This is a genomic window from Microbacterium sp., from assembly GCF_035554235.1.
Lineage (GTDB): Bacteria > Actinomycetota > Actinomycetes > Actinomycetales > Microbacteriaceae > Microbacterium.
On record NZ_DATMIO010000260.1, the window covers coordinates 21,305 to 42,105 of the forward strand.

20 protein-coding genes and 1 tRNA gene are annotated in these 20,801 nt (G+C 68.3%); 15 read left to right on the forward strand and 6 right to left on the reverse strand.

The features are described 5' to 3' along the window. Positions 1–33: 33 nt before the first annotated feature. The 3 genes from VNT50_RS13145 to VNT50_RS13155 all read left to right on the forward strand — a co-directional run bounded on the left by VNT50_RS13145 (position 34) and on the right by VNT50_RS13155 (position 3,296). A complete protein-coding gene (locus tag VNT50_RS13145; RefSeq protein ID WP_325485558.1) occupies positions 34–471 on the forward strand; it encodes a winged helix-turn-helix transcriptional regulator in 438 nt (145 codons plus the stop codon). A 61-nt stretch (positions 472–532) separates the two neighbouring features. Continuing rightward, positions 533–1,960, forward strand: coding sequence for an aminomethyl transferase family protein (locus VNT50_RS13150; protein WP_325485559.1), 1,428 nt, complete (start codon positions 533–535; stop codon positions 1,958–1,960). A 457-nt stretch (positions 1,961–2,417) separates the two neighbouring features. After that, positions 2,418–3,296 carry an IclR family transcriptional regulator gene (locus VNT50_RS13155; protein ID WP_325485560.1) on the forward strand — a complete coding sequence of 293 codons (879 nt, stop codon included), beginning with the start codon at positions 2,418–2,420 and terminating at the stop codon, positions 3,294–3,296. A gap of 360 nt (positions 3,297–3,656) precedes the next feature. Here the strand turns inward: VNT50_RS13155 and VNT50_RS13160 are convergent. Next, positions 3,657–3,740, reverse strand: a tRNA-Leu gene (locus VNT50_RS13160). An 83-nt stretch (positions 3,741–3,823) separates the two neighbouring features. Here VNT50_RS13160 and VNT50_RS13165 point away from each other — a divergent pair. Then, positions 3,824–5,155: a M20/M25/M40 family metallo-hydrolase gene (locus tag VNT50_RS13165; RefSeq protein WP_325485561.1), complete on the forward strand. Its 1,332-nt coding sequence runs from the start codon at positions 3,824–3,826 to the stop codon at positions 5,153–5,155. Between the two features lie 72 nt (positions 5,156–5,227). Continuing rightward, positions 5,228–6,058 (forward strand): undecaprenyl-diphosphate phosphatase, encoded by an 831-nt coding sequence (locus VNT50_RS13170; protein ID WP_325485562.1) that lies wholly within the window; start codon positions 5,228–5,230, stop codon positions 6,056–6,058. Between the two features lie 73 nt (positions 6,059–6,131). Here the strand turns inward: VNT50_RS13170 and VNT50_RS13175 are convergent, their stop codons facing one another. Next, on the reverse strand, positions 6,132–6,995 hold the full coding sequence (locus VNT50_RS13175) for a PAC2 family protein (protein WP_325485563.1): 864 nt from the start codon (positions 6,993–6,995) through the stop codon (positions 6,132–6,134). 92 nt (positions 6,996–7,087) lie between these two features. On the opposite strand from VNT50_RS13175, the gene VNT50_RS13180 reads away from it, so the two are divergent. The 9 genes from VNT50_RS13180 to lnt all read left to right on the forward strand — a co-directional run bounded on the left by VNT50_RS13180 (position 7,088) and on the right by lnt (position 17,170). Continuing rightward, positions 7,088–7,765: an HAD family hydrolase gene (locus tag VNT50_RS13180; RefSeq protein ID WP_325485564.1), complete on the forward strand. Its 678-nt coding sequence runs from the start codon at positions 7,088–7,090 to the stop codon at positions 7,763–7,765. Beyond that, positions 7,762–8,820 carry a tRNA (adenine-N1)-methyltransferase gene (locus VNT50_RS13185; RefSeq protein ID WP_325485565.1) on the forward strand — a complete coding sequence of 353 codons (1,059 nt, stop codon included), beginning with the start codon at positions 7,762–7,764 and terminating at the stop codon, positions 8,818–8,820. The genes VNT50_RS13180 and VNT50_RS13185 overlap by 4 nt, the downstream gene beginning before the upstream one ends. A gap of 10 nt (positions 8,821–8,830) precedes the next feature. Next, on the forward strand, positions 8,831–9,823 hold the full coding sequence (locus tag VNT50_RS13190; protein WP_325485566.1) for an FKBP-type peptidyl-prolyl cis-trans isomerase: 993 nt from the start codon (positions 8,831–8,833) through the stop codon (positions 9,821–9,823). A 40-nt stretch (positions 9,824–9,863) separates the two neighbouring features. Further along, entirely contained in the window at positions 9,864–10,862 is a 999-nt protein-coding gene (locus tag VNT50_RS13195) for a helix-turn-helix transcriptional regulator (RefSeq protein WP_325485567.1), read from the forward strand. Then, positions 10,859–11,818, forward strand: a complete 960-nt coding sequence (locus tag VNT50_RS13200; protein WP_325485568.1) for a helix-turn-helix transcriptional regulator — start codon at positions 10,859–10,861, stop codon at positions 11,816–11,818. Before VNT50_RS13195 ends, VNT50_RS13200 begins: the two co-directional genes overlap by 4 nt. A gap of 112 nt (positions 11,819–11,930) precedes the next feature. Next, positions 11,931–12,230 carry a Sec-independent protein translocase subunit TatA gene (tatA, locus tag VNT50_RS13205; protein WP_325485569.1) on the forward strand — a complete coding sequence of 100 codons (300 nt, stop codon included), beginning with the start codon at positions 11,931–11,933 and terminating at the stop codon, positions 12,228–12,230. A 67-nt stretch (positions 12,231–12,297) separates the two neighbouring features. After that, entirely contained in the window at positions 12,298–13,059 is a 762-nt protein-coding gene (tatC, locus tag VNT50_RS13210; protein ID WP_325485578.1) for a twin-arginine translocase subunit TatC, read from the forward strand. Between the two features lie 2 nt (positions 13,060–13,061). After that, positions 13,062–15,539, forward strand: a complete 2,478-nt coding sequence (locus tag VNT50_RS13215; RefSeq protein ID WP_325485579.1) for a DEAD/DEAH box helicase — start codon at positions 13,062–13,064, stop codon at positions 15,537–15,539. A gap of 47 nt (positions 15,540–15,586) precedes the next feature. Then, positions 15,587–17,170: an apolipoprotein N-acyltransferase gene (gene lnt / locus VNT50_RS13220; RefSeq protein WP_325485570.1), complete on the forward strand. Its 1,584-nt coding sequence runs from the start codon at positions 15,587–15,589 to the stop codon at positions 17,168–17,170. On the opposite strand, the gene VNT50_RS13225 is transcribed toward lnt, so the two are convergent. From VNT50_RS13225 to VNT50_RS13240, 4 genes are all read right to left on the reverse strand, one after another. Then, positions 17,167–17,550: an RNA polymerase-binding protein RbpA gene (locus VNT50_RS13225; RefSeq protein ID WP_325485571.1), complete on the reverse strand. Its 384-nt coding sequence runs from the start codon at positions 17,548–17,550 to the stop codon at positions 17,167–17,169. The two genes, lnt and VNT50_RS13225, sit on opposite strands and share 4 nt — an antisense overlap. 127 nt (positions 17,551–17,677) lie before the next feature. Continuing rightward, entirely contained in the window at positions 17,678–18,424 is a 747-nt protein-coding gene (locus VNT50_RS13230) for a glycerophosphodiester phosphodiesterase family protein (protein ID WP_325485572.1), read from the reverse strand. 38 nt (positions 18,425–18,462) lie between these two features. Then, complete coding sequence (locus tag VNT50_RS13235; protein ID WP_325485573.1) at positions 18,463–19,386, reverse strand: SPFH domain-containing protein; 924 nt, start codon at positions 19,384–19,386, stop codon at positions 18,463–18,465. Positions 19,387–19,409: 23 nt separating this feature from the next. Then, complete coding sequence (locus tag VNT50_RS13240; RefSeq protein WP_325485574.1) at positions 19,410–19,898, reverse strand: NfeD family protein; 489 nt, start codon at positions 19,896–19,898, stop codon at positions 19,410–19,412. A 176-nt stretch (positions 19,899–20,074) separates the two neighbouring features. On the opposite strand from VNT50_RS13240, the gene VNT50_RS13245 reads away from it, so the two are divergent. Beyond that, on the forward strand, positions 20,075–20,801 hold a 727-nt coding region (locus tag VNT50_RS13245), incomplete at its 3' end, for an SDR family oxidoreductase (RefSeq protein WP_325485575.1).

Here is a 20,801-nt window from a genome sequence, read left to right on the forward strand (position 1 = left end):
GCTTTCGCCGCTGTCGATTGATAGGTTCACGGCATGCCTGAATCACGTACAACCTCCGTCCAGCGCACCGGGGACCTGCTTCGACAAGGCGCGGCGTCTCTCGTGCTTCGGGAGGCATTCTTTCGGGTGCGTCGATTCGACGACTTCCAACGAGTTCTCGGGCTCTCGCGATCGGTGCTCGCGCGTACGCTGAAGACTCTCGTCGAGGGCGGCATCCTCGAGCGGCGCCGTTATCAGCAACGTCCCGACCGTTACGAGTACCTGTTGACGGATGCGGGCCTCGAGCTGTATCCCATCTTTCTGGCGATGAAGCAGTGGGGTGACAAGTGGCTCGGTGACGACGCGAGGGAAGTCGTGCTCTTCCATAAGCTCTGCGGCCATCGGTCCACGCCTGCTATGACGTGCGATCACTGCGGAGAACCAGTCAAGGCGCGCGAGATGCACTACAAGCTCGATGGTGAGGAGGAGTGACAGGAAGGATTGAGCCGTGGTAGATTGGGTTCTCAATTAGAACTCACCAATGGAGGTGCCTATGGCCGAGCAACAGTCGCTCCAGTCCCTCGTGGAATCTGAAACCAGCATCGTCGATCGCCTTTTCAAGAACCCACCCAAGTCCGCGCTCAACATATTCGGAGTCATGATGCCGCCGGAGGTGGTGAGGCCCGAGTTCACGACGTGGCGTGACGAGCAACAGTCGTGGAGAAAGGGCATCGCGCTGCACGATCAGAGCTACCACATGAACAACCTGCGGGTGACGGGTCCCGGCGCGCTCGCACTGTTCACTTACCTGGGCATCAACTCCTTTGCCACCTTCAAGCCGGGCGCGGCTAAGCAGTTCATCGCCGTCTCCCCGGAGGGGTACGTGATCGGTGACGCGATTCTCTATTACATCGCCGAGAACGAGCTGCTGCTCGTGGGCAACCCGGCGACGACCGACTGGGTCCAGTTCAACGGGGAGAAGGGCGACTTCGATGTGAAGGTGTCGCTCGACCCCATTTGGGTGCTGAACCCGGAGAAGCGCCGCGACGTCTACCGCTTCCAGGTGGAAGGGCCCAACGCGTACGACCTGCTCGAGGAGCTACACGGAGGCTCGCTGCCGGAGATCAAGTTCTTCCGGTCGGGAGCGATCAGCATCGCCGGACACGAAGTCGTCGCCATGCGTCACAGCATGGGTGGCGTGCCGGGTCTCGAGCTGTCGGGACCGTGGGATGACCGCGTCAAAGTGAAGAAGGCGCTTGTGGAGGCTGGCACGAAGCACGGTCTCCGTCAGATCGGGTCGCTCGCGTACTTCAGTACCGTGATCGAATCCGGTTGGTGGGCTGTGCCGTTCTCGGCGGTGTACACCAGCCCCGGCCTGCGTGAGTATCGGGAATGGCTGTCGACCAAGAGCTCTTCGGCCCGGATGTCGCTCGGCGGAAGCTTCTATTCCTCGGATCCCGAGGACTATTACCTGACCCCGTGGGACCTGAATTACGGCCACATCGTCAAGTTCGACCACGAGTTCGTGGGACGTGAGGCGCTGGAGCGGCTTGTCGACCAGCCGCACCGCAAGAAGGTGACCCTGCTGTGGCACCCGGAGGACTTCACCAACATTTTCCAGCGGCTCGTGAACGATGGGCCGACGGCGATGCATGTCGACCTCCCTGTGTCGGCCACGGCGCGCGTCCACTACGACAAAATCCTCGACGCCGACGGCAACCATGTCGGGTTCGGCACTTACCCGGGGTACAGCTACAACGAGCGGGCGCAGATGTCGCTGGGCAGCGTCGATGCGGCCTGGGCAGAGCCCGGCACCCAGCTCACGCTGGTGTGGGGCGAGGACGGCGGCGGTAAACGAAGCGAGCCGTGGATTGAGCCGCATGAGCAGGTGCACGTTCGGGTGACCGTCGCTCCGTCGCCGATTAGCGACGTCGCCCGCGAGTACCGTGTGGTCCAGACAGGGGTTGGCGCTTCCGCCTGACGTACATCAATGCCGCTGTCGCGACCACGCAGTCGCGACAGCGGCAATGCTGTAAGAGGGAAGGCTGCGCGATCCGTGGCATGTCGGCGCAGGGGTCGCCCGCTATCTGAAACTGCCTCCTCGAAGGCTCCGGACTCCACTGCATTGACGATGCTGGCAGTGTGTGCCTGCGGGAGATACCCGACCTGATAGGTCTCGGAGAGAGCGTCCCCCTGACTGGCCGTCGGCTCATCCGGGGTGCTAGCGCATCCGCCGAGCGCCAGCGCTCGGGCTACCAGGGTCGTGAGAGTGATGAGTAGCGTCGCATCGGTCCTCCCGCGGGTCATCGTCGACAAGCTGTCCGAAACGTAACTCGCTAGGAAGGGACATTCGGCCGGTCTACCGTTCAATCGAAGCATTTCGTTGAACGGTAGGATGTCGCGCTACTATTCACCTGCAAAGACGCGGGGGAGGCATCATGGCGAACGGGTCCGATGGGCGATCCACACTAAGCCGCCATCTCGACATCCTCGCGGCATTCGACATTGAGTCGCCTTTCCTTACCCTGGCGGAGGTCTCGCGAAGGTCGGCCCTGCAGCTTTCCACGTGTCACCGCCTCCTCAGCGAACTTGTGCACCACGGTCTGGTGGAGAGACGAGACGACAAGACGTTCCGGCTCGGTTTGCGCTTGTGGGAACTCGCCTGCCGCACCCCCGGCGCTCTCGGCATCCGCGAGATCGCGGTCCCGCATCTGCGAGAGGTGCACGCGGTCGTAGGGCAGCACATCCAACTTGGCGTGCTCAGCGGATCGGAAGTGATATTCCTCGAACGTCTCTCCACTCGCGATGCCGTTGTGAACATCACTACCGTCGGCGGTCGGCTTCCGCTTCACGCCTCATCGTCCGGGCTCGTGCTCCTCGCCTTCGGTGAGCGCGAGCTTCAGGAGCAGATTCTCAGGGAACCCATGGCGCGGTTCACCCATGACACCATTGCCTCACCCGACCGCCTTCGCCACGTGCTTCACGAAGTCAGGGTGCAGGGCTTCGTGGTGGGGAACGGCTTTATCCATCCGGATGCACGCGGGATCGCGGTGCCAGTCTTCGGCTCGGGCGACGCCGTCGTCGCAGCGATCTCGGCGGTGGTGCCGAATGACGATGAACCGTGGATGGGTATCGTCGAATCGCTTACGAAGTGTGCGGCTAGCATCGGCGGCGCGCTTCAGCGTGCTTACCTGCCTGCGAGCGACCCGCGAGCCGGTCCCGGTGGCAGACTGCGTCGGTTGGTGAACTCGTCAACGAGCTCGATGGAGTACCTGGCGGGGGAGGGCCGTAGGGGCAAAGCGAGCCCCCGCACGTAGTTCGGACAGGGGCGGATGTGCTGACTGAGTTCTGTCCGAGAACATGGAACGGTTGCGGGTCATCTACGACCTCGTTGAAGCAAGGGGCGTGCTCGATGCCTCTATCAAGTGATGGACGAGGTGAAAATCACAACGCAACTGCCACCACCGTCGTTCGCCTTGAAACGCCCGCGCTAAGCGCGAAAGGACGCGACACTGGAACCGCACCGGATGGCCAGGCCGCTCGTGACACGCCCGAACCCATCCACACGTTCTTGCCGATAACCCCTCAACCCCGCCCACGGCTACCAACGCAAAAACGGATGAACCCCCCGAAACCGGGGGTTCATCCGTTCACGATGTCCTGAGACATCACATCTGTGCGCGAGGGGGGACTTGAACCCCCACGCCCTTTCGGGCACTAGCACCTCAAGCTAGCGCGTCTACCTATTCCGCCACCCGCGCAAAGGGTGTCTCGGCTGTTCCCAACCGAAGAACGACATTATCACGTTTCGAATGTCCGACCGAACGCCGGTAGCCTGGAGCGCATGCCCGCCGAACCCCGAAACGACGAGGCGCGGGACGCGGAATTCGCATCACTTCCCGAGGTCGCACGCGTCGCGGCCGAGCTCATCCGCTTCGACACGAGCAACTACGGCGGCGGAAACGCGAAGGGCGAGCGCGAAGCGGCGGAGTACGTCGGCGCGTACCTTGAAAACCTCGGGCTCACGCCGGAGTACTACGAGCCCATCCCGCGCCGCACCAACGTCATGGCCCGCATCCCCGGGCGAAACCCCGGCAAGCCCGCCCTGGTCGTGCACGGGCACCTCGACGTCGTGCCCGCGGCGGCCGAGGCCTGGAGCGTCGACCCCTTCGCCGGCGTTGTACGCGACGGGATGCTGTGGGGCCGCGGCGCGGTGGACATGAAGAACATGAACGCCATGATCCTCACGTCCGTCGCCGACATCCTGCGCGCGGACGAGCGGCCCGAGCGCGACATCGTCGTCGTCTTCTTCGCAGACGAGGAGAACGGCGGCGTGGAGGGATCGCACCTCGTCGTGTCCGGTCGCCCCGAGTGGTTCGCCGGTGCGACCGAGGCCATCAGCGAGGTCGGGGGGTACTCGATCTCCGTGGGCGACCGGCGCGCGTACCTCCTCCAGGTCGGCGAGAAGGCCCTCATCTGGATCCGCCTTCGAGCGCGCGGCCGCGCGGGGCACGGCAGCCGTGTGCACCCCGACAACGCCATCACCCGCCTCGCCGAAGCAGTCGCCGCGCTCGGCCGCACGCCGTGGCCGGTGCGCCTCACGGCGACGACGGAGGCGCTGCTCGCGGGGCTGGCCGGCATCAGCGGCTCCGACGAGACCGATCCCGACGCCCTCGCGCAGACGACGGGCGCCGCCGAGGCATTCATCCGGTCGACGCTGCGCACCACGACGAATCCCACCGGGCTGAGTGCCGGCTACAAGCACAACGTCATCCCCGACACCGCCGAGGCCCTCATCGACGTGCGCACCCTGCCGGGCACCGAAGACGCCGCCCTCGCCGACATCCGCCGCATCGTCGGCGATGACATCGAAATCGAGATCGTCGTGCGCGACGTCGGGCTCGAGGTGCCGTTCGAGGGCTCCCTCGTCGATGCGATGGTGGAGGCGCTCGGGCGTCACGACCCCGGGATCCCGGTCATTCCGTACCTCCTCGGGGCCGGCACCGACAACAAGGCTCTTTCGGTGATCGGCATCACCGGGTACGGCTTCGCACCGCTGCGACTTCCCGCCGACCTCGACTTCACCGGTATGTTCCATGGTGTGGATGAGCGCGTGCCCATCGACGCGCTCGTCTTCGGGCAGCGCGTGCTGACCGACCTGCTGCGAAGCTACTGACCTCCCGGATGCCGCGCCATCGGCATCCGGATTCCCCCTCGCACCGTCGCGTCCCACCGAAAGGCGCCGTCCATGCAGTTGATCGAAGCGATCATCCTCGGCCTCGTCCAGGGCCTCACCGAGTTCTTGCCGATCTCATCCAGTGCGCACCTGCGCATCATCGGCGAGTTCCTGCCCTCGGCACAGGATCCCGGTGCCACCTTCACCGCGATAACCCAGATCGGCACCGAAACGGCGGTGCTGGTGTACTTCTGGGGCACCATCGTGCGGGTCATCCGGGCGTGGTTCCGGTCGCTGTCTGGCAAGATCCCGCGGAACGACCCCGACGCCCGGATGGGCTGGCTCATCATCATCGGCACGATCCCGATTGGCGTGCTCGGCTTTCTCTTCCAGGACGTCATCCGCGGCACCTTCCGCAATCTGTGGCTCGTGGCGGTCGTCATGATCGTTTTCGGCCTGCTGCTCGGCGCGGCCGACAGGTACGGCAAGCGCACGCGCGAGCTCACCGATCTGACCTATCCGCACGGTCTTGCGCTGGGCTTCGCTCAAGCGCTCGCGCTGATCCCGGGCGTCTCGCGCTCGGGCGCCACCACGACGCTCGGCCTCGCGCTCGGCTACACGCGCCCGGCAGCGGCGGAGTACGCGTTCCTGCTGGCGGTGCCGGCGGTCTTCGGCAGCGGCTTCTACGAGCTCATCCAGAGCTTCGAGGAGCCGGGCGGTCCGTACGGACCGATCGATACGGCGGTCGCCACGGTCGTCGCGTTCGGCGTGGGCCTCGCCGTGATCGCGTTCCTGATGCAGTACCTGAAGCGCGGGAGCTTCCTGCCGTTCGTCATCTACCGGCTCGCGCTGGGTGCGCTGCTCATCGTGCTGCTCAGCGTGGGCGTGCTGCAGCCCTACTGACACATGCAGGGCGTCGGTCCCTGAGCCTGTCGAAGGGCCTGGACCTGTCGAAGGGCCTGGGCCTGTCGAAGGGTCAGCGGCGCGGCTCGTCGCGGCCGGGCTTCGACGGACCGTCGCCGCCGCGGCGGAGGTAGCGCTCGAACTCCTGGGCGATCGCGTCTCCCGACGCGTCGGGGGAGTCCCATGTGTCGCGGGTGCGCTCCAGCTGGCGGATGTACTCCGTCATCTCCTCGTCGTCGGCGGCGGCCGCATCGATGGATGCCTCCCACGCCGCCGACTGCGTGGCAAGGTCGCCGCGGGCGACCTTCGCGCCGGTGATGTCCTCGAGGCGATCGAGGAGGGCGAGCGTTGCCTTGGGCGAGGGCGTGTGCCCGGCGACGTAGTGCGGGATGCTCGCCCACAGAGTGGATGCGGGGATGCCGGCGCGCTCGGCCGAGTGGGCGAGAACGCTCAGGATGCCGACGGGGCCCTCGTACGTGCTCTTCTCGAGTCGCAGGTCGTCACGGATCCGCTCGTTGTCGCTGCCGGCGAAGATCGAGATGGGGCGCGTGTGCGGAACGTCCGACATCATCGAGCCGAGCGCGACGAAACCGGTGATGTCCTCCCGCAGCGCGACGTCGATGAACTCCGCGGCGAACGCCTGCCACGCCCGGGCCGGCTCGACGCCCGTCAGCAGCCACAGCTGAACCCCTCGGCCGGGCTTGACCGGCCGGTGCAGGGTCGCCTCGGGCCAGCGCAGCGCGCGGTTGCCTTCGCCGTCGGCGGCGATGCTCGGGCGCGTGTACTGGTAATCGAAGTAGAGCTCGGGGTCCACGGAGAACGCGGGCTCGTAGGAGCCCTCGTCGCGCAACTGCGCGACGGCCGCCGATGCCGCTTCGCCGGCGTCGTTCCAGCCGTCGAACGCCGCCACGATCACCTTGCGTCCCAGTCCGTCCACTGCACCTCCAGCTCCCGCCGCGCGGGTTCCCTCCAGGATAGGCGCACGGCCTCCCGGCCGGGCCGAGGCATCCCGGCCGGTACCCTGATGAAGTGACAGCCACCACTCCGCGCGCCGTGCTCTGGGACATGGACGGGACGCTCGTCGACACCGAGCCGTACTGGATGGCGGCGGAGTTCCCGCTCGTCGAGAGCTTCGGCGGCACGTGGTCGCACGAACAGGGCCTCCAGCTCGTGGGCATGGGGCTCGAGGACGCCGCGCGCATCTTTCAGGCCGCCGGGGTGCGCATGGCGGTGCACGACATCATCGACACCCTGACGGATGACGTCATGCGCCAGCTCGCGATCAAGGGCGTGCCGTTCCGACCAGGGGCGCGCGAACTGCTGGAAAGCCTCAAGCGGGCCGGCATCCGCACCGCCCTCGTCACCATGTCGCTGCGTCGCATGGCGCAGAGCGTCGTCGATCTGATCGATTTCGATGCGTTCGACGTCATCGTCGCGGGCGACGACTCCACCCGCCCCAAGCCTTTCCCCGACCCTTACCTGCAGGCCTGCGCCGCCCTCGGGATGGACCCGGCCGATGCCGTCGCCATCGAGGACTCGCCGAACGGGCTCCGCTCGGCGGTCGCCTCCGGTGCCGTGAGCCTCGGCGTGCCGCACATGGTCTCGCTCGAAGGAGCGGGGGCGGCCGCGATCTGGCCGACGCTCGACGGACGCACCGTCGACGACATCGCGGCCTTCTACGCCGCGCACACGGGAGTCAAGAGATGACGGATGCCGATACCCGGCCGAGCGGGCCGTTCCGCCTCGGCGACCGCGTGCAGCTGACGGGGCCGAAGAACCGCCTGCACACGGTGACGCTGCGCACCGGCGGCGAACTGCACACGCACCACGGCGTGCTCAAGCACGAGAGCCTGGTGGGACTGCCCGACGGCTCCGTCGTCACCAACAGCTCGGGTCACGAGTACCTGGCATTGCGGCCGCTCCTCCGCGATTTCGTGATGTCGATGCCGCGCGGGGCCGCGATCATCTACCCGAAGGATGCCGCGCAGATCATCGCGCAGGCGGATGTCTTTCCCGGCGCCACGGTCGTGGAGGCCGGTGTCGGCTCGGGCGCGCTCGCGCTGTGGCTGTTGCGCGCGATCGGCCCCGAGGGGCGCTTGCTCTCGTTCGAGCGTCGCGAGGAGTTCGCGGATGTCGCGCGCGCCAACGTCGAGACCTTTCTCGGAGTCACGCCCGCGTCGTGGGAGATCGTGGTCGGCGACCTCGTCGAGAACCTCGCTTCGGTGGCACCCGCCGGCACCGTCGACCGCGTCGTGCTCGACATGTTGGCCCCTTGGGAGTGCATCGACGCCGTCGCCGAAGCGTTGACGCCAGGCGGAGTGGTGCTCTGCTACATCGCCACCGCCACCCAGCTCTCGCGTGTCGCGGAGTACATTCGCGGCACGGGGCTCTTCACCGAGCCCGACGCGAGCGAGACGATGGTGCGCGGCTGGCACGTCGAGGGCCTCGCCGTGCGCCCCGACCACCGCATGGTGGCGCACACGGGCTTCCTGCTCACCGCGCGCCGGCTCGCGCCCGGATCCGTGCTTCCCGAGCTCAAGCGCCGTGCATCGAAGAGCAGCTACGGCGACCACGACGTCGAGCTCTGGACTCCGGGAGCGGTGGGCGACCGCGACATCACCGACAAGAACCTCCGCAAGCGAGTTCGTGAGGCGCAGCGCGCCGCCGACGGTGCCCGGATCGCGGCATCCGGCGCCGACGTCACCGGCGCCGAGACCATCGCCGAGGCGACACCGGATTTCGATGCCGACCCGACCGAATAGACTCTCACCCGTGCGTAAGATCCCCGCTGTCCTCGCCGTTTCGGCCCTCGCAGCCCTGACTCTCGCGGGGTGCGCCCCGGCCGGTTCCGCGACCTCGGACGGGTGCACGCGCTCGGCGACGGCCGAGTCGGAGACCCTCGATCTGATCACCGTGTCGGGCGAGTTCGGTGAGCGGCCCGAGGTCAAGATGTACACGCCGCTCGTCGCCGACGCCACGGAGTACCGCGACGAAGTGGCCGGCGACGGCAATGCGATCGTGACGCCCTCGCAGTCGGTGGTGCTCGATGTCACCCTCTTCGATGGCGAGACGGGCGAGGAACTCATTGCCACCGCCTACGACGGCGACCTGTCCCGCGTTGCGGCGCTGTCGCAGTGGGAGCAGTCCTTTCCCGGCATCGCCGACTTCCTGGACTGCGCCACCGAGGGCAGCCGGGTCGTCGTGGCGCTTCCCCCCGACGGACTCACCGAGGCCCAGGCCGAACAGCTGGGACTCACCGCGGATCAGTCCACCGTCGCCGTCGTCGACGTGCGCAAGGTGTACCTCTCGAAGGCCGACGGGGCCGACCAGTTCGTCGAAGGCCACGGCCTGCCGACGGTCGTTCGGGCACCCGATGGCACGCCCGGCGTCATCATCCCCGACGCCACGCCGCCCGACGATGTCGTAGTGCGCCTGCTGAAGAAGGGCGACGGCGAGGTCGTGACCGCAGATGCGCCGGTGCGCATCCACTACACGGGACTGACGTGGGAGAACCCGAACCCGGGCAAGCCGCGCAAGCCGTTCGATTCGTCCTGGGAACGCGGCGCGCCGGAGTCCGTCTCGCTCGAGGGCGTGGTCGAAGGATTCGCCCAGGCGCTCGAGGGCCAGACGGTGGGTTCGCAGATCCTCGCCGTGATCCCGCCGGATGCGGGCTACGGCGATCAGGAGCAGGCCGGCATCCCGGCCGGCTCGACGCTCGTCTTCGTGATCGACATCCTCGGAGTCGATGCCGCGCCCGCCGAGTAGGGGCGGCCTCCGGCGCGAGCCCCCGCCCTAGGATGGGGTCGTGCCCACGAAGATCCCGCCCGAGGAGCGCCTGCTGAGCCTTACGGTCGCGCTCATGGCGAGCCGATTCGGGCTCACCAAGGAGCAGGTGCTCTCGAGCGTCTCGGGATACCGCGAGAAGCGGCAGGAGGGCGCCAGCGCCGACGCGCTGGAGAAGATGTTCGAGCGCGACAAGGACGAGTTGCGCCGCCTGGGGGTCCCCATCCAGACCCTTGGTGACCATGCGGACCCCGACGACCTCCGCGAGGCCAGGTACCTCATCCCCAAGACGGACTATGTGCTCCCCGAAGACATCGAGTTCACGTCGGCCGAGGTCGCGGTGCTCAACCTGGCGGGGGCGGTGTGGAGCGAGAGTTCGATGTCGGTCGACGCGGCGAGCGCCCTGCGCAAGATCCGCTCGCTCGGCATCGATGTCGATGAGCCGATCATCGGCTACGCCCCTCGGGTGAGCCTCCGCGAGCCGTCGTTCGCTGCGCTGCAGACCGCGCACGAGCAGTCGCGAGTGGTGCGCTTCACCTACATGAAGCCCGGGGACGATGCGCCACGCGTGCGCCGGGTCGCGCCGCTCGCGCTCATCGAGTTCGAGGGCCGGTGGCACGTGTTCGGCATCGACCGCGACATCGACGAGGAGCGCACGTTCCTGCTCTCTCGCATCGCCGGCGCGGTCGAGGTGACTCGCGAGGCCTTCGACCCCACGCTCAGGGAGGGCGCGGGAACTCGCGCCGAGGACGGGCTGCAGGATGTCGCGCGCCGCAACATCGCGGTGCTCGAGGTGCGCTCCGACACCGAGGCCGCGCTGCGGCTGCGCCGGGGGAGCGTCGACGGTGACACCGTCCGGGTGCCCTTCGTCGACATCCATGTGCTCGCCGACGAGCTCGCATCGTACGGACCCGAGGTGCGCGTGATGGAGCCTGCCGCGCTCCGCGACGAGGTCATCGCGCGTCTGCGCGGCACCATCGACGCGCACTCGGCCGGCGGCCGGGGGAGCGACGCCCCATGACGATCCGCAAGACGCCGCTGCTCGCCTCCGATCGCGTCTCCATCGTCATGACGCTGGTTCCCTACCTGATCGAGAAGGGACCCGTGCCGGTAGCCCAGGCGGCCGCCGACTTCGAGGTATCGCCCGAAGTCATGCGCGCGATGGCCGAGGGACTCACCCTGATCGGCCTGCCGAACGGCATGGACAACGACCTCTTCGGGATCGATTGGGATCTCCTCGACGAGCACGATGAGCTCGCGCTCGATCTCGATCACATCGTCGCGTTCGAGCGCGCACCGCGCCTGACCTCCCGCGAGGCCGCGGCGCTGCTCGCCGGGCTGCAGCTCGCTCAGGCGCTGCCCGGCGTGGCCAGTCGCGGTGTCGTCTCGGGCTTGATCGCGAAGCTCGCCCGTGGCGCCGGAGCGACGCCCGCCGAGCTCGTGCTGACCGCCGACCCCGTCGACGGCGTGCGCACCGCCGTGATGGACGCGCTCGATCGCGGCGTCGCCGTCTCGTTCACCTACCGTCGCCTCGACGCGAAGTCCTCGACGACGCGCACCGTCGACCCGGTGCGCGTGCTCATCAACGACGCACAGTGGTACCTGCGGGGCTGGTGCCACATGCGCGAAGACATCCGCACCTTCCACCTCGACCGGGTCAGCGACCTCGTCGTCACCGACATCCCGTCGGGCCAGCACGACGACCCGCAGACGCAGGTCTTCTCCGGCGAAGGCGGTGCCCTCGCCATTCGCGTCACATATCCGACCGTGCTGACCCCGCTGCTCGGCCAGTACCTCGACAGCGCCGAGATCGAGGAGGGGCCGGAAAGGTCGTCCGCGACACTCCGCGTCGCGGACGAGCAGGCGCTCAAGCGGCTTGCCGCCCGCCGCGGGGGCGCGGTCGTCATCGAAGAGCCGGAAGCCGCCCGAGCGGCCGCGGTGGAGTGGGCCGAGGCCGGGCTCGCGCGGTATGCGTGAGCACGCAATGTTCACCAACGGCGCCGTACCGATCGGCCGCGCGCAGGCGCCGCATCCGGATGACGCGGTGTTACCGCGTTAGAATGAAAGCCAGCCAATCGGAGGAGAAACCATGTTGGGCAACGCATTCGGGTGGCCGCACCTTCTGATCATCCTTGCCGTCGTCCTGCTGCTGTTCGGTGCCGCCAAGCTCCCCGCCCTCGCCAAGAGCATGGGCCAGTCGGCGCGCGTCTTCAAGGGCGAGATGAAGGCCATGAAGGAGGACGACGCCACCGCGGCGCAGTCCGTCGAGGCGCCCAGGGCGCAGGCCATCGATACCCCGCCGGCTGCGACGACCGCTCCGCCGACGACGGCGACACCCGTGAGCGCACCGGCGGAGCCCTCCGGCGGCACCGCCGAACCCAAGCCGTAGGGCGGTCGTGGCCACGGCCGATCCGCTGCAGGTGCCGCAACCGGGGGCTCCGCGGCGAGACAAGCGCATGTCGCTCGGCGCGCATCTCGTCGAGTTGCGCAAGCGTCTGCTGATCTCCGTCATCGCACTGGTGGTCGCCATGGTCGTGGCGTTCCTGGTCACTGAGCCGATCATCCACCTGCTCACCGAACCCATCCGCGTGGTCTCGGCGTCCCGCGGCGATGAGGACCTCGTCACCTTGATGTTCAGCACCGTGACGAGCGGGTTCGAGCTGCGCATCCGCATCTCGGTCGCGGTGGGTCTGATCCTGTCGGCGCCGGTCTGGTTGGCGCAGGTGTGGCTGTTCGTGATGCCCGGTCTCACGCGCAAGGAGACCCAGTACACGTGGGCATTCTTCGGGTCCGCGATCCCGCTGTTCTTCGCCGGAACGTACGTGGGCTGGCTGCTCATGCCGCACGTCGTGGAACTGATGGCGTCGTTCGTGCCCGAGGATGCCGGCTTGTTCTATGACTCGACGTACTACTACGACTTCATCCTGAAGCTGCTGCTGGTGATCGGGGTCTCGTTCGTGCTGCCGGTCTTCCTGGTGCTGCTCAACGTCGCCGGCGTGATGAGCGGCAAGGCGATCCTCAAGGGGTGGCGTGTCGCCGTGCTGGTCATCACTGTGTTCACCGCGATCGCCACTCCGGCCGCCGACGTCGTCTCGATGCTGATGCTCGCCGGCATCATGATCGTGCTGTATTTCGCCGCCGTCGGCGTGGCTCTGCTCTTCGACCGCCGCCGGGCCAAGCGCGAGCGCCAGCTCCTGGCCGACGGACCCCCCGCGTGAGCTTGCCCACTCCCGCAGAGCGGTACGCCGCCGCCGGCGAGAGTCGGCGCCACCCGGTCACCGCGGCGTTCGCGGCATCCCAGCGGTTCGAACTCGACCCCTTTCAGGTCGAGGCGTGCCGCGCACTCGAAGAGGGCCGCAGCGTGCTCGTGGCCGCCCCGACGGGCGCCGGCAAAACCATCGTCGGCGAGTTCGCCGTGCACCTCGCGATGCTCGAGGACGGCGAGAAGGCCTTCTACACGACGCCGATCAAGGCGCTCTCGAACCAGAAGTTCCGCGAGCTGCAGGACGTCTACGGCCACGAGAACGTGGGCCTGCTCACGGGCGACACGAACATCAACGGCAACGCGCGCATCGTGGTCATGACGACCGAGGTGCTCCGCAACATGCTCTACGCCGACTCTTCGGCGCTGCGGGGGCTTCGCTTCGTGGTGATGGACGAAGTGCACTATCTCGCCGACCGCTTCCGCGGGGCGGTGTGGGAGGAGATCATCATCCACTTGCCGCAGACCGTGCGGCTCGTGTCCCTCAGCGCCACCGTCTCGAACGCCGAGGAGTTCGGCGATTGGCTCGACACCGTGCGCGGCGACACCGCCGTGATCGTCTCGGAGATCCGTCCGGTGCCCCTCGAGCAGCATGTGCTCGTGCGCAGCGACCTGTTGCCCCTCTTCGACGATCGAGCGGGGGTGGCCACGGCGCAGGTCAATCAGGAGCTGATGCGCATCCGCTCGTTCAAGGGCCAGCACTTCGAGGAGAACCGGCGTGCGCAGAGCATGTCCAGCCGGCGCCAGCTCGACGAGACTGCCCGGCGCCCGAACCGCGGCGGCCGTCGCCCGGTGCGCCCGAGCAATGCCCAGCGCATTGAGCGCCTCGATCGTCCCGAGGTCGTCGAGCTGCTGCGCCGCGCGAACCTGCTGCCCGCCATCTTCTTCATCTTCAGCAGGGCCGGCTGCGAGGGGGCGGTGGAGCAGGTGCGGAGGTCGGGCGTGCGCCTGACGAGCCCGGAGGAGCGCGCCGAGATCCGGGCGCTCGTGGAGGAGCGGACCCGCAACCTGCATGACGAGGATCTGGCGGTGCTGGGCTTCTGGGAGTGGCGCGAGAACCTCGAGCGCGGTGTCGCCGCGCACCACGCGGGCATCCTGCCGGCGTTCAAGGAAGTTGTCGAGGAGCTCTTCCAGCGCAAGCTCGTCAAGGCCGTCTTCGCGACCGAGACCCTCGCGCTGGGCATCAACATGCCCGCGCGCACGGTCGTGCTGGAAAAGCTCGAGAAGTTCAACGGCGAGGCGCGCGTGGCGATCACGTCGGGGGAGTACACGCAGCTCACCGGCCGCGCCGGGCGCCGAGGGATCGACGTCGAGGGTCACGCCGTCGTGCAATGGACCGAGGGCGTCGACCCGCAGGCCGTCGCGGCGCTCGCATCCCGCCGCACCTACCCGCTGAATTCCAGCTTCCGCCCCACCTACAACATGGCGGTCAACCTCATCGACCAGTTCGGTCGCCCGCGTTCCCGAGAGATCCTCGAGTCCTCGTTCGCGCAGTTCCAGGCCGACCGCGCCGTCGTCGGCATCGCCCGCCAGGTGCGCGACGCCGAGGAGTCCCTCGCCGGCTACGAGAAGGCGATGACCTGCGATCGCGGCGACTACGCCCAGTACTCCGGCATCCGTCGCGAGCTGAGCGATCTCGAGAAGCAGAACCGCGCCGACCAGAACCAGTCGAAAGCCACCCGTGAGCGCAGGCAGCACCAGATCGCGTCGCTGCGCAAGCGCATGCAGCGGCATCCATGCCATGAATGCCCCGAACGGGAGCAGCACGCCCGCTGGGGGGAGCGCTACTGGAAGCTCAAGCGACAGGCCGACAAGCTGCGCCGGCAGATCGAGCAGCGCACCGGCACGGTGGCGCGGGTCTTCGACCGCGTCGTCGAGGTGCTCGCGGCGCTCGACTACGTCTCGGTCGATGCCCAGGGCGACACGAGCCTCACCCCCGCCGGGCGCACGATGCGGCGGATCTACGGCGAGCGCGATCTGCTCGTCTCGGAGTCGCTTCGTCTCGGGCTGTGGAAGAGCCTGGATGCGCCGTCCCTCGCCGCGCTGGCCTGCTGCCTCGTGTACGAGCCCCGGCGCGACGACGGCGGCACGGGGGAGCGGGGGTGGCCTCGCGGGCCGTTCCGCGCGGCCCTGAACGAGACGCTCGAACTGTGGGCGCGGCTCGACGACCTCGAACAGGACCACCACCTGCCGGGCTCGGAGCCCCCGTCGGCCGGGCTCGCACAGGCGATGAGCTCGTGGGCGCGCGGCCTTCCCCTCGACCGCGTGCTCGATGAGGCCGACATGGCCGCGGGCGACTTCGTGCGCTGGGCGAAGCAGACGATCGACCTGCTCGACCAGCTCTCGATCGTTGCGGATGACGCCGACTTCGCGCGCACGTCGCGGAGCGCGCTCGACTCCGTGCGGCGCGGAATCGTCGCCTACAGCAGTGTCTGACGAGGCGCTCAGCGCCGTGTCAGCCGGGCCCGCTTAGGGTGGTGCTCGTGCCCGAAACGCCCGCCCCCGCCGTGCGGCCGCTGCTCCCGCTGTGGGCGGCGCTGCTCGTCGCCGCGGCCGCCGGCCCGATTCTCGACATGGCCTACCCGTCGGTGGGGATCTGGCCGCTCGCGTTCGTCGGCGTCGGCCTCTCGCTCGTCACTCTCATCGGGCGGAGCGCGTGGGGTTCGCTGGCGGTGGGGCTCGTCTTCGGGGTCTGCTTCTACCTCGTGCACATCGCCTGGATCACGCGCTACCTCGGCATCGTCCCCTGGTTCGCCCTGGCCGGCCTCGAGACGGTGTTCATGGGGCTCGGCGCCATCCCCATCACCCTCGCGTATCGATGGATGCCGCGGGTGCTCCCGGCACGCTGGGCGCAGCTGACCATTCTCCCGCTGCTCGTCGGGGGCCTCTGGTCCACGCGCGAGCTCTTCATGGGGTCGTGGCCATACACGGGCTTCCCGTGGGCCCGCATCGGCATGAGCCAATCCGAGAGCCCGCTCGCTCACCTCGCGTCGTGGGCGGGCGTGACCGGCCTCACTTTCGTCATGGTGGTCTTCTGCGCCGCCGTGATCGAGTGGGTGCGGGCCCGCCGCTGGCGCGACCTCCGCACCGTTCTACCCGCCGCCGCGCTCGCCCTCCTGCTCGTCGTGACACCGGCGTGGCAGACGGCCCCGGCCGGCGCCCTGCGAGTCGGCAGCGTGCAGGGGAACGGCCCATCGGGGTACTTCGACGACCGCGAGCCCAACGCGGTCCTCCAGGCGCAGCTGAACGCCTCCGCGCCCCTGTTCGGCAAGGACATCGACGTGCTCCTGTGGCCGGAGGGCGGCATCGACTCCGACCCGCTGTCGAACGCGTCGACCGCGAAGGCCCTCGATGCGCTGGCCTCGAGGGTGGCTGCGCCGCTCATCGTCAACGCCGCCACGACCCGCGGCGACGACATCTTCAACACCTCGATGCTGTGGGTCGAAGGGCAGGGTGCGGTTCAGCTGCACGACAAGCGCAACCCGGTTCCGATGGGGGAGTACGTTCCCGATCGCTGGTTCTTCGAGGCGCTGGTGCCGGATCTCATCGGCCTCATTCAACGTGAGTACACCCCGGGCACCAATCCGCCGTTGCTCGACCTCGACGGCGTCGGCGTGGGGCTCGCGATCTGCTTCGATGTCATCTACGACTCGGTCATCTGGGAGGGCGCCCGCGACGGTGCCGAGGTCTACATGTTCCAGACCAACAACGCCGACTTCCGCGAGACCGACGAGAACCTCCAGCAGCTGGCGTTCGCACGGATGCGGGCGATCGAGACCGGCCGCTCCGTCGTGAACATCTCGACGGTGGGCACCAGCCAGGTGATCGCCCCCGACGGCACGACGATCGACGGACTCGCCGCGGGCGAGGCGGGACACATGCTGACCGACGTCGAACTGCGCACCGGACTCACCCCTGCGGTCGTGCTCGGACCCTGGGTGAACCTGCTGCTCGGGTGGGGCGCCCTGGCCGCGCTGATCGCCGTCGGCATCGTCGCCCGCGTGCGCCGACGCGAAGAGACGCCGACCGTAACGGGGCCGGCGTCTCTGAACGCTGCGGTCGGCTAAGCGCCGATCTTCTGGGCGGTGACGTCCTCACCGGCGCCACGACGGGCACGGATGAAGGCGAGACGCTCCTCGAGGAGCTCTTCGAGCTCGGGGCGCGAACGCCGTTCGAGGAGCATGTCCCAGTGGGTGCGCGGGATCTTGTCTTCGCTGTGGTCGACAACCGCCGTCTTGTCGCCGACGCGGAGCACGGCCTCGGCGCCGCACGTGCGGCATTCCCAGGCCTCGGGCGCTTCAGCGTCGGCCGCGAAGGTCAAGGTGGTGTCGCGCCCGCACGACGTGCAGGCGTAGGTGTATTGGGTGCGCTCCATGAACACGACGCCCTCTTCGCTCTGTAAGCTCTGGGCGCCGAGTCGGATGCCGCGCAGGCTGCGGTCTGCCATTGTGTGGTCCTCTCGTCGCTACCCAGGTATAACGTCCTAGCCTGAGCGCATCATCCGAACGGGGCCGCTTCGTCGCTCTTTCCCAGTGAATGCACAGCCGCTCGGTCGAAGGGGTCGAGAGTTCGGGTTAGGGTGCGACGCCGAGCGCCCGGAGCGCGAGGTCCGAGCGATCGGTGACGACGCCGTCGACCCCCATCGCGACGAGCTCGAGCATCCGATCGACGTCGTTGACCGTCCACACGTGCACCTCCACGCCGAACGCGTGGGCGACATCCAGCAGGCGGGGGCTCAGCAGGCGGAGGCGCCCGTGACGCTCGGGAATCTGGAGGGCATCGATTCCGCTCAGCGCCCGTGCGGCGAGCCGGCGGGATCGCAGCGAGACCGCGGCGACGACGTCGAGGATCGTGCGGGTGCCTGCCGATGTCGCGGGGCGGATGCCGGCTCCCGCCGCCGCAGCCGCGTCGAGGGCGGCGCGACGGCGGACGTCCGAGAAGCTCGTCACGAGCACGCGGGAGGCGTGCGGGGCTATCAGCCGGCCCACGGGCTCGGCCGCGTCGGCGGCCTTGACGTCGAGATTGAACCGTACGCCGGGGAATGCGTCGAGGGCCTGCACGAGGGTGATGAGGCCGCCCCTGCCCTCCATGAGGGTTTCGAGCTCGCGGGCGGTGACGTCCGCCACGAGACGGGCGTCTCCCGTGATCCGCTCGAGGCTCTCGTCGTGGAAGAGCACGATCGCTCCGTCGCTCGTGCGATGGCAGTCTGATTCCACGTACGCGGCACCCGCCGCGTGCGCGGCGGCGACGGCCGCGAACGAGTTCTCCGCGATGCCGTGGCGCCCGGCATCCGGTGTGACCAGCCCGCGATGGGCGAGCACTCGGGGATGCGGCCCGCCTGAGAGATAGGGGTGTGCGCTCACGGAGCGGGAGAAGCGGGCCCGCCGTCGATGTCGCGCTTCGACGAGAATCCGCCCGCGATGCCCTTGAGCGCCTCGGTGAGCTCGCTGGGGATGATCCAGAGCTTGCTCGAAGGGCTGTCCGCCACTTTCGGCAGGGTCTGCAGGTACTGATACGCGAGGAGCTTCTCGTCGGGGTCTCCCGCGTGAATCGCGCCGAACACCATCGCGATGGCCTCGGCCTCGCCCTGCGCGCGAAGGACCGCGGCCTGCTTGTCGCCCTCCGCCTTCAAGATCTCGGCCTGCCGCTGGCCCTCCGCAGTGAGGATGGCCGACTGCTTCGTGCCCTCCGCGGTGAGGATCAGTGCGCGTCGGTCGCGCTCCGCGCGCATCTGCTTCTCCATGGAGTCCTGGATGCTGTGCGGCGGATCGATCGCCTTCAGCTCGACGCGCCCGACCCGGATGCCCCACTTGCCCGTGGCTTCGTCGAGCACGACGCGGAGCTGGCCGTTGATGTTGTCGCGGCTGGTGAGGGCTTCTTCGAGGTTGAGCCCGCCGACCACGTTGCGCAGCGTGGTGGTCGTGAGCTGCTCGACGGCGCCCAGGTAGTTGGCGATCTCGTAGGTGGCAGCGCGCGCGTCGGTGACCTGGAAGTAGACGACGGTGTCGATCGAGACAACGAGGTTGTCCTCGGTGATCACGGGCTGCGGCGGGAAGGAGACGACCTGCTCGCGCATGTCGATGAGGGGCCGCAGCCGGTCGATGAATGGGACGAGGAGGTTCAGCCCTGGCATGAGGGTCTTGTGGTACCTGCCCAGCCGCTCGACGATGCCGGCGCTCGCCTGCGGGATGATCCGGATCGAGCGCACGATCACGACGAGCACGAAGATGAAGATCGCGATGGCCAGCAGCCATCCGATCACCGCGGGGATGGCGGCGGTCATGTCGTCAACGCTCGCAGCGATTCTCACGCGTCGTCCTCACTCTCGGTGGTGCTCTCGTCTGTGGGTGCCACGACGGCGGTGGCGCCGTCGATGGCGAGCACGGTCACGGCCGTGGCCGGGGGAATCTCGCCGTTCGCCCGCGTGCGAGCGGTCCAGACATCCCCGTTGCTCAATCGCACCTGGCCGCTGACGCGGGAGATGGTCGACACGACCTGCCCGTGCAGGCCGATCAGTGCCTCGACGTTGCTCTTGGCGGGATCCTCACCCCGCCGCAGCCGTCGCAGGAGGGGCGGGCGCAGGAAGAAGAGGAGAAGGGCGGCGGCCACGGCGGCGACGACAACTTGCAGCCAGATGGGCGCGCCCGCCAAATCGGAGAAGAACCCGGCCACGCTGCCGATGCCGAGCATCAGGAAGGTGAAGTCGAGGGTGAGCATCTCGATCACGAGGAAGATCGTGATGAGCACGAGCCACCCGATCCAGGCGTACTGCTCGAGTGTCTGGATGAGCTCCACGTCGTGCCTCCCTTTGCCCGTCAACCTATCACGCGGCCCGCCGCGGAATCCGTTTCCCAGCAGGCTTCGAGCCCGCCCGACGCCACGCGGCACGGCACCCGATTGGTAGGGTCGACGTGGCCCCCTCCCGCGTGTGGAGAGGGCCTCCGTGCCCCGAACCTCGAGGAGTCCCACCCGTGTCCGAGCCCCTTGCACCCGGATCGCTGAGCGGCAAGACCGCCCTCGTCACGGGGTCGTCCCGCGGCATCGGCGCCGACACCGTCCGCTATCTCGCGGAGGCCGGCGCCGACGTCGTCATCAACTACCGCAACAAGGCGCCGCGCGCCGAGAAGCTCGCCGCGCAGCTTCGCGAAGCGTCGGGTGTGCGTGCCCTCGTCGTGGGCGCCGACCTGACGGATGCCGCATCCGTCGCTCTCATGCTCTCGGAGGTGGCGCGCGAGTTCGGCAAGCTCGACATCCTGGTGCTGAACGCGTCGGGCGGAATGGAGTCGGGCATGGCCGACGACTACGCCCTCACGCTCAACCGCGATGCCCAGGTCAACGTCCTGCAGGCGGCGCTCCCGCTGCTCGGCCCGGGATCGCGCGTCGTGTTCGTGACCAGCCACCAGGCGCACTTCATCCGCACGACGCCCACCATGCCCGAATACCTCCCGGTCGCGCTGTCGAAGCGTGCGGGCGAGGACGCTCTTCGCGAGCTGATCCCCGATCTCGAAGAGCGCGGCATCGGCTTCGTCGTCGTCTCGGGCGACATGATCGAGGGCACGATCACGGCGACCCTTCTCGAGCGCGCCAACCCCGGCGCCATCTCCGAGCGACGTGAGTCGGCCGGCAAGCTCTACAACGTGTCGGAGTTCGCGGCCGAGGTCGCGAAGGCGGCGATCGACCCGGTTCCCGTCGACAACA

Coding starts and splice junctions, on each gene's coding strand:
- VNT50_RS13145 (WP_325485558.1), top strand. CDS start 34: ATGCCTGAATCACGTACAACCTCCGTCCAGCGCACCGGGGACCTGCTT.
- VNT50_RS13150 (WP_325485559.1), top strand. CDS start 533: ATGGCCGAGCAACAGTCGCTCCAGTCCCTCGTGGAATCTGAAACCAGC.
- VNT50_RS13155 (WP_325485560.1), top strand. CDS start 2,418: ATGGCGAACGGGTCCGATGGGCGATCCACACTAAGCCGCCATCTCGAC.
- VNT50_RS13165 (WP_325485561.1), top strand. CDS start 3,824: ATGCCCGCCGAACCCCGAAACGACGAGGCGCGGGACGCGGAATTCGCA.
- VNT50_RS13170 (WP_325485562.1), top strand. CDS start 5,228: ATGCAGTTGATCGAAGCGATCATCCTCGGCCTCGTCCAGGGCCTCACC.
- VNT50_RS13185 (WP_325485565.1), top strand. CDS start 7,762: ATGACGGATGCCGATACCCGGCCGAGCGGGCCGTTCCGCCTCGGCGAC.
- VNT50_RS13200 (WP_325485568.1), top strand. CDS start 10,859: ATGACGATCCGCAAGACGCCGCTGCTCGCCTCCGATCGCGTCTCCATC.
- tatA (WP_325485569.1), top strand. CDS start 11,931: ATGTTGGGCAACGCATTCGGGTGGCCGCACCTTCTGATCATCCTTGCC.
- tatC (WP_325485578.1), top strand. CDS start 12,298: ATGTCGCTCGGCGCGCATCTCGTCGAGTTGCGCAAGCGTCTGCTGATC.
- VNT50_RS13225 (WP_325485571.1), bottom strand. CDS start 17,550: ATGGCAGACCGCAGCCTGCGCGGCATCCGACTCGGCGCCCAGAGCTTA.
- VNT50_RS13235 (WP_325485573.1), bottom strand. CDS start 19,386: ATGACCGCCGCCATCCCCGCGGTGATCGGATGGCTGCTGGCCATCGCG.